At 71.5% G+C, this 11,024-nt stretch carries 11 protein-coding genes; 1 reads left to right on the top strand and 10 read right to left on the bottom strand.

What is annotated here, in order from left to right; all coding sequences use genetic code 11:
• Nucleotides 1–115: 115 nt before the first annotated feature.
• The 8 genes from VDQ83_RS16455 to VDQ83_RS16420 form a co-directional block, all read right to left on the bottom strand.
• The gene (locus VDQ83_RS16455) at nt 116–1,198 is read right to left on the bottom strand and encodes a DUF3616 domain-containing protein (protein WP_455435739.1); all 1,083 of its coding nucleotides are present in this window, start codon (nt 1,196–1,198) and stop codon (nt 116–118) included.
• 320 nt (nt 1,199–1,518) lie between these two features.
• Nucleotides 1,519–2,403 carry a carbon-nitrogen hydrolase family protein gene (locus VDQ83_RS16450; protein WP_455435738.1) on the bottom strand — a complete coding sequence of 295 codons (885 nt, stop codon included), beginning with the start codon at nt 2,401–2,403 and terminating at the stop codon, nt 1,519–1,521.
• Nucleotides 2,400–3,005 carry a GNAT family N-acetyltransferase gene (locus VDQ83_RS16445; RefSeq protein ID WP_455435737.1) on the bottom strand — a complete coding sequence of 202 codons (606 nt, stop codon included), beginning with the start codon at nt 3,003–3,005 and terminating at the stop codon, nt 2,400–2,402. The genes VDQ83_RS16450 and VDQ83_RS16445 overlap by 4 nt, the downstream gene beginning before the upstream one ends.
• 532 nt (nt 3,006–3,537) lie before the next feature.
• Entirely contained in the window at nt 3,538–3,969 is a 432-nt protein-coding gene (locus tag VDQ83_RS16440) for a hypothetical protein (protein ID WP_455435736.1), read from the bottom strand.
• Between the two features lie 25 nt (nt 3,970–3,994).
• On the bottom strand, nt 3,995–5,314 hold the full coding sequence (gene creD, locus VDQ83_RS16435) for a cell envelope integrity protein CreD (RefSeq protein ID WP_263395141.1): 1,320 nt from the start codon (nt 5,312–5,314) through the stop codon (nt 3,995–3,997).
• 691 nt (nt 5,315–6,005) lie between these two features.
• Nucleotides 6,006–7,448 carry a two-component system sensor histidine kinase CreC gene (gene creC / locus VDQ83_RS16430; protein ID WP_455435735.1) on the bottom strand — a complete coding sequence of 481 codons (1,443 nt, stop codon included), beginning with the start codon at nt 7,446–7,448 and terminating at the stop codon, nt 6,006–6,008.
• Nucleotide 7,449: 1 nt separating this feature from the next.
• Entirely contained in the window at nt 7,450–8,160 is a 711-nt protein-coding gene (gene creB / locus VDQ83_RS16425) for a two-component system response regulator CreB (RefSeq protein ID WP_455435734.1), read from the bottom strand.
• A gap of 137 nt (nt 8,161–8,297) precedes the next feature.
• Entirely contained in the window at nt 8,298–8,657 is a 360-nt protein-coding gene (locus tag VDQ83_RS16420; protein WP_455435733.1) for a YgiW/YdeI family stress tolerance OB fold protein, read from the bottom strand.
• On the opposite strand from VDQ83_RS16420, the gene VDQ83_RS16415 reads away from it, so the two are divergent.
• On the top strand, nt 8,656–8,871 hold the full coding sequence (locus tag VDQ83_RS16415) for a hypothetical protein (RefSeq protein ID WP_455435732.1): 216 nt from the start codon (nt 8,656–8,658) through the stop codon (nt 8,869–8,871). The genes VDQ83_RS16420 and VDQ83_RS16415 overlap by 2 nt on opposite strands.
• Here the strand turns inward: VDQ83_RS16415 and VDQ83_RS16410 are convergent.
• Both VDQ83_RS16410 and VDQ83_RS16405 read right to left on the bottom strand, forming a co-directional pair.
• Nucleotides 8,868–10,319, bottom strand: a complete 1,452-nt coding sequence (locus VDQ83_RS16410) for an ATP-binding protein (RefSeq protein WP_455435731.1) — start codon at nt 10,317–10,319, stop codon at nt 8,868–8,870. The two genes, VDQ83_RS16415 and VDQ83_RS16410, sit on opposite strands and share 4 nt — an antisense overlap.
• Entirely contained in the window at nt 10,316–10,978 is a 663-nt protein-coding gene (locus tag VDQ83_RS16405) for a response regulator transcription factor (protein ID WP_309922611.1), read from the bottom strand. The genes VDQ83_RS16410 and VDQ83_RS16405 overlap by 4 nt, the downstream gene beginning before the upstream one ends.
• Nucleotides 10,979–11,024 lie beyond the last annotated feature (46 nt).

The following is an 11,024-nucleotide window of genomic DNA, read 5'->3' as shown; positions in this document are numbered from 1 at the left end:
GCTTCAGCCGCGACAGGCACTATCGGCAACGCCTGTCGCGGCTGAAGCCGCTCCTACAAAAGGCCCTGAACCTTGGTCGTTCACCCGGCGCCTGTCACCATAATTGGGGTTGGCGCTAGCGCAGCAGGTCGCCATGCACGATGCATTCGCCGTCGCTGCGCGCCGGGCCCGGGGCGTCGTACAGCACCAGCCAGCTCGGCACGCCCGCGGTCAGCGCCGGCGGCAGGCTGCACAGCGCTTCGGCGCGGTCGCTGTCCTCGCCGTGCGGCAACACCAGCGACTTGACCAGCTCGCGCTGAAACCGCACCGGTGCGCGGTTGTCGGCTAACGCGGTGCGCGCGCCGGGCCAGCGGAACAGGCGGATCTCGCCGTTCAGCACCATGGTCGGGCCGGCCAGCAGGTACAGGTCGTCGCCGTGGAAATGCAGGTCGCGCACGCCCAGCCCGCCCAGTTGCAGGAAATGCTTGCGCAGCAAGGTGCCCTCTGCGTCCAGCGGCACCAGCCGCAGGTGGTCGTGGTGCGCTTCCACCGCGATCTCCAACAGCCCGGCCCAGCCGCGCAGCACCGGGCCGCGCAGGCCCAGCAGCAGGCGCTGGCCGTCCACCGCCATGCCTTCGATGTCGAAGCCGTTGTCCTTGCCGGGGATCTTCAGGTAGGCGCCGAAATGCGGATCGTCCTCGAGCAGCGCGGTGAGCTGGTTGTGCTTGGCGTCGCCCTTCAGCCGCAGCGCGCGGCGGCCGTCGGCGGCTTCGCGCACCAGCTGCGGCGCACCGTCGGCGTCGTGCTCGATCGGCAGGCAGGCGAGCAGGCGGCGGTTGGCGTCGAGCTTGAGCTTGGCCAGGCGCTTGCCGTTGTCGGCGTCGTCGCGGTCGGGCTTGGCGTTTTTGCGCTTCATGCCGTGCGAACCGACCACCCACAGGTAGCCGGGCGACAGCGCCATGCCCTCCAAGTCGGCCTCGTCGTCGCGGTCGCCGGGCAGGTCGAGCAGATCGCCCAGCGCGAAACTGCGGCCTTCGCCGAAGCGCAGCGTTTCCTCGCCGACCGGCGCCAGCGCGTGCAGGCGGTCGACCGCGCAGGCCTCGTCGCCGGCCACCCACAGCCAGTCGTCGGTGAAGGCGGCGCCGGACAGGTTGGCGTGGACCAGCGCGCCGGGCGCGAATTCGAGGCGCACGGCGTGCGGCTGCAGGGTCTTGGGCATGGGGCGATGGGCCGGTAGCGGAGCGGAAGCGACAGCAGAACGCATCGTGCGTTCGGATGGCGTGTGCTGCACGGGCACGAGGAGGCCGCGGCGCGAGACGATCGCGCGCTCGGCGCCATGCCTGGTGCGGCGAGCGGAGGCGGGTCCCATGCTCGGCATCGCGGCGCACCTAGGCGTCTGTGCGCCTGCCCGCGCGGCGGCAGCGCAATCCGAACAAGCCGGCACGGACGCGCGCAGCCGCCCCGTTCTTCCATTGCCGCGCACGCGATTGCCGCGCACGCGCTCGAGCGCCGCGGCGATGCCGGGCGCGCCAGCCAGCGCTACTGGAAGCCGCCCAGCTCCGCGCGCACGATGGCCGGCGCCAGCTGGCCGCGCCAGTCGCGGTCGTTGGCGACCTGGGCGCTGGCGCGGCTGGCCTCGAACGCGTCGAAATCCAGCTCGGCCACCGCCCAGACCTGCTCGCCGCGGGTCTGCGCGACGATGCCGTCGGCCGGGAAGCCGGCGTCCATCGGCGCGTAGATCGCCGCCTCGCCGGTGTTCACGTCCAGCGCCGGGCTCCATTCGGCCAGGCCGGCGGTCACCGACTGGGCGACGAAGATGCGGTTCTCCAGCGTGCGCGCCAGGCAACCGATGCGCACGCGGGTGGCGCCGGCCTCGGTGTCGGTGCAGCTGGGCACCACCAGCAGCCGCGCGCCGGCCTCGTACTGGGCGCGCACCGGCAGCGGGAATTCGCTGTCGTAGCAGACCGCCACCCCGGCGCGCACGCCGTCGGCGGCGAACACCTTCAACGCGTCGCCGCCGTCGATCAGGCCGGTGGCCTTCTCGAAGCCGGTCAGCTGCAGCTTGTCCTGCCAGCCATGGCCGCCGTCGGGCGCGAACCAATAGGCGCGGTTGCGGTAGCGGCCTGCGCCGTTGGCCAGCAGGAAACTGCCGGCGACCAGATGCAGGCGATGCCGCTGCGCCAGCTGCGCGAACAGCGCCAGGTATTGTGGATGCAGCGCCTGGATCGCCGCCAGCGACGCCGGCAGGTCCGCGGCCACGGCCGAGTCGAAGGTCGCAGCCAGTTCCAGCGACAGGTATTCGGGCAGTACCGCCAGCTGCGCACCGGCCTGCGCGGCCTGGCCGATCAGGGCCGCCTGCTTGTCGGCGAAGGCGGCGAAATCGACCGGCGCACCGATCGGGTACTTGGCGACGGCGATCTTCATGCGGCGGGCTCCAGCGGACGGGTCCAGAAACTCAGGCTGTGCGTGATCTCGCCGCGGTCCAGTTCCTCCCACGGCAAATGCATGCGCAACGACGGCTGCGGTTGGTAGCCGCGCTTGCGCCAGAACACGTCGTTGCCGCGATAGCCGGGCGGGCGCCGCGGATCGTCGGGATCGCGGTCCACCGCGCAGAACGCGGTCAGGCGGAAGCGGCCGAGCGCGCGCGCATGCGCCTCGCGCTGATCGAAGAAGGCGTGGCCGACGCCGCGGCCGCGATACGCCGGCAACAACACCGATTCGCCGAAATAGAACACGTCGGCCACCGCGATGGCGCTGCCGGCGAAGGTCCCGCCGAACGCTTCGGCATCGTCGGCGAGCGGCAGCCCGGTGGATGCGCCGACCACGCGCTCGCCGTCGCGCGCCAGCACGAACACGCTGTCCGGCGAGGCGGCATAGGCGGACAGGTAGCCGCGCTCGTAGTCCAGGTCGCCGGCATACAGATAGGGCCAGTCGCGGAACACCGCGATGCGCAGCCGCGCGACATCGTCCAGGAACGGGGCGATCTGCGCGCCGCGCAGGCGCTGGATGGGGAGCGGAGAGTCCATCCGTGAACTCTACCGCAGGCGTTTCCCTGGCGCTGCCGGCTTGGCGATGCCCTGATCGGTGGTGCTCCTGGCGCCGTTCCTGGCGGCGGGCGTCCTGCCCGGTCCTGCGTGCTGCGTCCTGCGGCCGCGTCCATGGCCACGGCTGGGTTGCGCGAGAGCGCTTGCCGGCCAGGCCACGCATGTCGCCATCCATGGCGGTAGGCATCCCTGCCCGGTATTGCGTCCTGCGATGGCGTCCATGCCGTGGCTGCGTTGCGCGAGAGTGCCTTCCGGCCTGCCGCGCATGTCGCCATCCATGGCGGTGGGCGTCCCTGTCCGGTATTGCGTCCTGCGAAGGCGTCCATCGCCGTGGCTGCGTTGCGCGATAGCGCTTGCCGGCCTATCCATGCGTGTCGCCATCCATGGCGGTGGGCATTCCAGTGCCCGACATTGCGTCCTGCGGCAGCGTCCATGCCCGCGATGCCTTTTTGAGACGGCTAGCAGCACGCGCGCCGCAAGCTAAACGGCGTTTCCGACAGCGCCGTCGCGCGCTTCATCGCCACCAGCGGCACAGCAGCGCCGCCTGCGCCGGCAGCACCAGCAGCCGTGCGCGGCCTTGCGCTTCCCAGGTCACGAACCCGGCTGCGTGCGCAGGCTGCTCGCCCTGCCCGGCCGGCGCCCAGGCCGAATCGCGGCGCAGCGCCCTCCACGCGCAGTAGCGCCAGGGCTCTGCCTCGCCGGGCAAGGCGGCGCGGGCCTGCAGCGCCGCTGCCAGGAACGCCAGGCCGTGCGCGGCCAGCGCCTCGCGGCTGCGTTCGCTCAACCGCAGCCACAGCGCGCCGCCGCGGTCGGCGGCGGTGACCAGCGCCGCCTGCGCGCTGCGCGCCAGCGCCGCGCCGGCATTGCCGCGGTGCAGGCCGCGGGTGTCCAACGCGTCCGGCAACAGGGCCTGGACGCGGCGGTGCAGATGGGTGTGCACCGACATGGCGTGGTCCTCGTCGCGTGCCGGCTCAGCGCAAGGCCGCGCCGAGTTCGTACCAGTCGATCTTGCGGGTGATCCACATGATCGCGGCGAGGATGCCGAACAGCAGCAGCGAGCCCATCAGCAAGGCGCTGTCCTCGGAGGCCAGCAACCCGTACAGCGCGCCGTACAGCAGGGTCAGCATGCTGGCGAAGCCGGCGGCGCGGCCGCGGCTGCGCAATACCCCGGCCAGGTAGAAGAACTGCAGGCCGATGCAGGCCACCGCCGAGATCAGGTACGCCTGCCAGAACGCGATGTGCTCGGACAGGCTGAGCAGCAGCAGGAAGAAGATCGCCAGCGCCAGGCCGACCAGCAGGTACTGCAGCGGATGGATCGGCAGGCGCTTGATCAGCTCGAACAGGCCGAAGGCGACGAAGGTCAGCACCACGAACAGGATGCCGTACTTGCTGGCGCGATCGGCCTGGGTATAGACGTCGACCGGGTCGACCAGGTCCACGCGCAACGCATCGACCTCGCTGCTGCCGGTCGCCAGCTGCGACTGGGCGCCGGTCGCCAGCGACGACAGCGCCCAGCTGGCCTGGAAGCCCTGCGGGCCGAAGCGGCGCTCGTTGGGCAGGAAGCGGCCGCCGAACAGCGGGTGCGGCCACGGCGAGGTCAGCGCGATCTGGTTGTCGTCGCCGACCGGCACGATCGACAGCGCCTGGGTCCCGTCGAGCACGAATTCCATTTCCACGCTGTGCAGGTCGGTGAGCCGGCCCTGGCGCGCGTCGGCCAGCGCCGGCAGCACCGCATGCACGCCCTTGGAGATGCCGGTCATCGCCAGCGAGCCCGGCTGCAGCCCCAGCGCCTTGCCGTCGGCGCGCAGGTTGGGCGTACCGACCAGGCCACGCACGTCCTCGATGCCGAGCACCAGGTAGGGCTGGCCATAGGTGCGGCCGTCGACCTCCTCGTAGTCCAGGTCGTCGAACTGCGCCTTGAGCCGCGCGTGCAGGCTGTACACCTGCACCTTGAACAGGCCGATGCTGCGCTGCGATGGCTTCATCTCGCCGTTGATCGCCAGGTGCCGCGGGGTCTGCAGGTCGTAGCCGGTTTCCGTCTCGCGCTTGACCACGCGCTTGCCGTCGGCGTCCACCACTGCGACCTCACGCACCTGCGACCAGGGCAGCACGCGCATCGGGCCGAGCAGGCGCTGCTCGCCGGCCTTGCTCTGCGACACGCGCTCGACCGCCTCGTCGCGATAGCGCTCGCGGCCGCTGATGGTGCCGCGGATCATCAACAGCGGGATCAGCAGCAACAGGATCAATCCGCCGATGGTGGCGAATCGCAGGACAAGCTTCAGGGATTTCATCGACGGTCCTCGGTGTTGGAGGACGCCAGGGTGCCGCTGCTGGGTGTGCGGGGTTTGAGGCGAATTTGAAGCGAGTGTGAAGTCGGCGGCATGCGTGCGCGAGTGGGTTGCTGCCCACGCCGATCCTGGCCGGGCTGAGCGTGGCCAGGCGTTCCACGCGCTACTGGTTCAGGCATGCGGCCGAAACTAGTTCGAGCATGCGGCCGAAAGCGGCAGCGCGCCGAAGCGCCGCGGTTGCTGCTGCCGGCGCGTTCGCGGCCAATGCGTCGGGGCTGAAGTCCCTCCCACAGTGCACCCATCAAGCACCAATGCTTCCTGCAGCAGCGGATTCAGCCGCGATGCGCGCTCCAAGGAGCTCATCGCTGCCGGCGATCTGTCGGGGCTGAAGCCCCTCCTACAGGGCTCCAGCCAACCCCACGCAGTCCCGCTTAGCTTTTTTGTAGGAGCGGCTTCAGCCGCGACGAACGAAGCAGCAGACTTTCCGATGCCGGACATCGTCAGGGCTCGAGCCTCTGCAGTGACCCAGCCGACCAAGCACGACCCCCCTGTAGGAGCGGCTTCAGCCGCGACGAACGAAGCGAGAGGCTTTCCGATGGCGGGACGCCGTCAGGGCTCGAGCCTCTGCAATGAACCAGCCGACCAAGCGCGAATCCGCCCCTGTGGGAGCGACTTCAGTCGCGACGCGCCAAGCTCAGCCCGCCGGCAACGACAGCCGCGCCACGGCGCCGCCGGCCTCGCGGTTGCGCAGGCTCGCCTCGCCACCGTGCAACCGCGCCACTTCGCGCACGAACGGCAGGCCCAGGCCGGAACTGCGCTGCCCGCTCGCCGGCCGCGCCAGCGAATAGAACCGCTCGAACACCCGCTCCAGCGCGTAATCGGGAACGCCGGGCCCCTCGTCTTCCACCAGCAGCACGATGCGTGCGTCGCGGTCGCGCTCGGCGCGCAGGGCCACACTGCCACCGGCGGAAGAGAACCCGATCGCGTTGTCGAGCAGGTTGTGCAAGGCCTGGCGCAGCAGATAGGGATCGCCGACCAGCGCCAGCTCGGTGTCCGCGAGCTGCACCTGCAGGCGCACGCCGCTGCCCTGGAGCTGCGGCGCCAGCGCCTCGGCCAGCTGCGCGAACAGCGGCGCCAGCACGATGCGCTCGCGCCGCTGCAGCCAGCCGTGCTGCTCCACTTCGGCCAGCGCCAGCAGCTTGTCGATGGTCTCGGTGAGGCGCTGCTGCTGCTCGGCGATGTTGCGCACGAAGCGCTGCCGCTCCGCCTCCGGCAACGGCTCCTGCAGCAGTTCGGCGGCGCCGCGGATGGCCGCCAGCGGGCTCTTCATCTCGTGGGTCAGCGACTGCACGTACTGCTCGACATAGGCCTTGCCCTCGAGCTTGCGCCGCATCGTCTCCAGCGCGCGGCCGAGGTCGCCGATCTCGTCGCGGCGCGGCGGCGGCGGCGGCACCGGCTCGCCGGCGCTGACCGCCTGCGCATAGCGGTTGAGCCGGCCGATGCCGCGCAGCAGGCCCCAGGTCATCAGCAACCCGATCAGCGCGGAGATGCCGATCAGCCAGGCGCCGCGCAACAGGATGCTGCGCTGGCTGGCGACGATGAACGGCTCGATGCTGCGGTTGGGCTGCGACAGGGTCAGCACCCCGATCAGGCGGCGGCCGTCGGTCGGGTCGTAGACCGGCGCGGCCACGTGCATGACGGTGTGGTTGGGGTCGCCGTCGCCCTCGGCGCTGGAGCGCGCGCCGTACTCGCCGCGCAGGGTGCGGTAGACGTCGTTCCAGCGCGAGTTGTCGCGGCCCAGGTCCTGGCCGCGCGAGTCGAACACCACCACGCCGGCCGCATCGGTGATGGTGACGCGGTAGTCGACGCTGCGCTTGGGAAAGCGCCACACCATCGCGCGCGGATTGCGCCGTTGCGCGGCGCCCAGGTCGCGAGCGAAGACGCCGCTGCCGATGCGCCCGGCCTTCAGGTCGGCCGCGGCCATCTGCGCCAGCACGTTGGCCGCGTCCACCAGGGTCGATTCCATCGCCTGGCGCACGCCCGGCTTGACCTCGTTGACGAACACCCGCATCACGAAGAACGCGGCGACGCCGACGATCAGGAAGAAGCCCAGGAACAGCTTCAGCCCCAGCCGCATCTCAGTGCTCCAGCGCGTAGCCGAGGCCGCGATGGGTGCGGATCGGGTCGTGCGCGGCGCCGGCCGCGCGCAGCTTGGCGCGCAGGGTCTTGATGTGGGTGTCCACGGTGCGGTCGGCGCTGTCGGCGCTGGCGTCCCAGCCGCGGTCCATCAGTTGCGCGCGGCTGAGGATGGCACCGGGACGCTGCAGCAGCGCGGCCAGCAACGCGTATTCGTAGCGGGTCAGGTCCAGCGCCGCGTCGCGGTAGTGGATGCGGCGGCCGTCGCGGTCGATCGCGAAGTCGCCGTGCTTCTGCCAGCCCGGCTCGGCAGCCGCCACCGGCGCGGCCGGCCGCCGCAGCCGCGCACGCACCCGCGCGACCAGCTCGCGCGGCGAGAACGGCTTGGCCATGTAGTCGTCGGCGCCCAGTTCCAGGCCGAGCACGCGGTCGATCTCGTCGTTGCGCGCGGTCAGGAAGATCACCGGCACCTGGCTGAAGCTGCGCAGTTCGCGGCAGACCTCGAAGCCGCCCAGGTCCGGCAGGCCGACGTCGAGCACCACCACGTCGATGCCGCCGGCGCGCGCCTGCGCCAGCGCCTCGCGCCCGAGCAGGCAATGCCGCACCTGGTAGCCCTCGCTGCGCAACGCGTACAGCACGGTATCGGCGATGGCGGATTCGTCCTCGACGACGAGGACACAGGGGGCGGCGGGCGCAGACATGGCGCGCAGCATAGCCGCAGCCGGGCGTGGCGTGCAGCGGGCGTCCCGCTGCGGCAACACCGGGCGCTTCGACACGATTGCCGCAGCGGCTGGCCGGCGCCGGCGGGCGAGGCGCACTGCCCCGGCGCCGCGCCGGTGCATGGGGCGGCTCAGCGCAGGAAGCGCACTTCGTCCACTTCGACTTCGGCGGAACGGAAGTCCTTGTCGAATTCGCCCAGCAGCTCGACCTGGGCCTTGTCGTCGAACGGACGTCCGGCCGGCAGCCGGTGCGCATCGATCTCGACCTTCACGCTGCCGGTCGCGTCGCGGAAGGTGTAGCGGTCGCCGCCGTCGTGGGACACGATGTTCCCGCGCAGCACCACGTGCTGCTCGTCCTTGCCCTGGTCCAACAGCTGCTTGACCGTGGTCACCGGCACGCTGTTGGGCCCGGTGTACTGCGCGGCGGCCTGGCCGGCGGCGAGGACGGTAAGGGTGGCGATGGTCAGCGTGGAGAGAATGGTCTTGCGCATGGAGTGCTCCTTCGGTTCGATGTCATGGCCGATCGCCATGGACGTCATTGCAACCCACGAAGCTGAAGTGGATCTGATGTCCCGGGCTGCGGTTCAGGCAGGCGCCCCCGACCGGGCGCTGCATCGATTGGCGTACCAGCCCCGCTGCGGTCCTGGCGGCCGCGCGTCGATGCCGCCGCAGCCGACGCTGCGCATCGCGGCAGTGGCGCTCTAGCCGGCCGCCGGCGACCCGCGCTGCGGCAACTCGATCCGCACCGCCAGGCCCATGCCCTCGCCGCCGGAATCCAGCCGCAGCTGCCCGCCATGCAGGGCGACGATGCGCTCCACCAGCGACAGGCCGAGCCCGCTGCCCTGCCCCGCATTGCCGAGCACGCGGAAGAACCGCTGGGTGAGCCGGGCCAGATCGGCCGGGGCCACGCCGGGGCCATCGTCGCGCACCACGATGCGCACCGCGGACAACGCGCCGGCGGCACCGTGCACCGCGGCAGCGTCGATGCGTACCTGGCCCTGCATCCTGCCGTAGCGCACCGCATTGTCGAGCAGGTTGCGCAAGGCGCTGCGCAGCAGATCGGCATGCGCCCACACCGTGCCCACGCCGATGTCCGCGTGCAGATCGATGCGCTTGGCCGCCGCCGCGGGCGCGACATCGGCCAGTACCGCATCGACCAGCGCCGGCAACGCCACCGCTGCGCAGGCCAGGCTGCCGGGTTGCTGCGGATCCAGCCGCGCCAGCATCAGCAGGTTGTCCACCAGCGCCGTGGCGCGGTCCACGTCGCTGCGCAGCGCGGCCAGGTCCTGGCGCTGCGCCGCGTCCAGCGTCGCCGCGTGGCTGCGCTGCATCAGCTGGATCTTCATGCGCAGGGCCGCCAGCGGCGTGCGCAGTTCGTGCGCGGCATCGGCGGTGAAGCGGCGCTCGGACTGCAGCGCCTCGCCCAGCCGCGCGAGCACGCCATTGAGCGCCTGCACGATCGGGCGCAGTTCGTCGGCCTGGCCAGCCGCGGACACCGCGTTCAAGTCCTGCGGCGACTGCCGGCCGATGTCCTCGGCCAGGCGCTCCAGCGGCCGCAACTGGCGGCGGATCACCCACCAGTTGAGCGCGGCCAGCAGCGCCAGCAGCGCCAGCGCCGGCCACACCAGGTTCTCGGCCATGTCCTCGAGCAGCTCGGTGCGTTCTTCCAACGGTTGCGCGACCTGCACGTACAGATCCTGTGCGCGGGCGTGCAGCACGTGCACGCGCCACAGCCGCTGCGCGTGGCGCACGGTGCGTGTCGCATCGTCGCCGTGCAGCTGCCGCGGCGGCACGAACGGCTGCCGCGGCACGTCCGCCGAGCGGCGCAGCACCGTGCCGTGGCGGTCGACGATCTGGTAGTACAGGCGCACGCCGCCGTCGGCGGCCGCCGTATCGCCGTCGTCGGACGCGGCGGCGCCGTGCAGCAGGCCGGGGCCGAAGGTCGCGACCAGGCGCGCGCTTTCCTCCAGCGCGTCGTCGAACACGTCGCTGGTCTCGGTCCAGGCCACGCCGACGATGACGCCCAGGCTGACCAGCCAGCACACGATGCTCGAGCCCAGGGTGGTGGCGATCAGCCGCCGGCGCAGCGAGTAGCGCGCCTGCGCCGGGTGCGCCGCGACCGCTGCGCCGCGCCGCCAGCGCGGCCATGTCATCGCGGCGCTCCCAGGCAGTAGCCCTGACGCCGGATGGTGGTGATCAGTTCGCTGCCCAGCTTCTTGCGCAGGTGCGAGATGTGCACCTCGATCGCGTTGCTCTCCACCTCCTCGCCCCAGCCGTACAGCGCGTCTTCGAGCTGGTCGCGGCCGACGATATGGCCCTTGCGCGCCAGCAGCGCGTGCAGCACCGCGTATTCGCGCGCGGTCAGCGCCACCACCTCGCCGTCGCGGGTGACGCGCTTGGCGACCGGGTCCAGCTGCACGTCGCCATGCGCCAGCACCACGCTGGGATTGCCGTTGCTACGGCGCAGCGCCGAGCGGATCCGCGCCGACAGCTCTTCCAGGTCGAACGGCTTGACCAGGTAGTCGTCGGCGCCCAGGTCCAGGCCCTGCACCCGGTCCTCCAGCGCATCGCGCGCGGTGATCATCAGCACCGGCGTGGTCACCCGCGCCGCGCGCAGCGTGCGCAGCAAGGCGTCGCCGTCGAGCCCGGGCAGGCCGCGGTCGAGCAGCACGCACTGGTAGGGCTGGGCCTGCAGCGCGGCGCGGGCCTCGTCGCCGCGGGTCAGCCAGTCGACGGTATAGCCGTCCAGTTTCAGCCACGCGCGCAGCGTGTCGCCGAGCGAGGGATCGTCTTCTACCAGGAGGATGCGCATCGCGAAAACCTAGCGGGCCGGGCTTAAGGGAATCTGACGGCCGCGA

This window comes from Xanthomonas sp. WHRI 7945, assembly GCF_035026585.1.
The sequence above is the reverse complement of the archived record's forward strand: the minus strand, read 5'-3'. Positions and strand labels throughout refer to the sequence as shown.

Bases quoted from the DNA above. Each gene is read 5' to 3' on its own strand.
- creB (WP_455435734.1), bottom strand. From the start codon at position 8,160: ATGCTGCGCGCCATGTCTGCGCCCGCCGCCCCCTGTGTCCTCGTCGTC.
- creD (WP_263395141.1), bottom strand. From the start codon at position 5,314: ATGAAATCCCTGAAGCTTGTCCTGCGATTCGCCACCATCGGCGGATTG.
- creC (WP_455435735.1), bottom strand. From the start codon at position 7,448: ATGCGGCTGGGGCTGAAGCTGTTCCTGGGCTTCTTCCTGATCGTCGGC.
- VDQ83_RS16405 (WP_309922611.1), bottom strand. From the start codon at position 10,978: ATGCGCATCCTCCTGGTAGAAGACGATCCCTCGCTCGGCGACACGCTG.
- VDQ83_RS16450 (WP_455435738.1), bottom strand. From the start codon at position 2,403: ATGAAGATCGCCGTCGCCAAGTACCCGATCGGTGCGCCGGTCGATTTC.
- VDQ83_RS16415 (WP_455435732.1), top strand. From the start codon at position 8,656: ATGGAGTGCTCCTTCGGTTCGATGTCATGGCCGATCGCCATGGACGTC.
- VDQ83_RS16420 (WP_455435733.1), bottom strand. From the start codon at position 8,657: ATGCGCAAGACCATTCTCTCCACGCTGACCATCGCCACCCTTACCGTC.
- VDQ83_RS16455 (WP_455435739.1), bottom strand. From the start codon at position 1,198: ATGCCCAAGACCCTGCAGCCGCACGCCGTGCGCCTCGAATTCGCGCCC.
- VDQ83_RS16410 (WP_455435731.1), bottom strand. From the start codon at position 10,319: ATGACATGGCCGCGCTGGCGGCGCGGCGCAGCGGTCGCGGCGCACCCG.
- VDQ83_RS16445 (WP_455435737.1), bottom strand. From the start codon at position 3,005: ATGGACTCTCCGCTCCCCATCCAGCGCCTGCGCGGCGCGCAGATCGCC.
- VDQ83_RS16440 (WP_455435736.1), bottom strand. From the start codon at position 3,969: ATGTCGGTGCACACCCATCTGCACCGCCGCGTCCAGGCCCTGTTGCCG.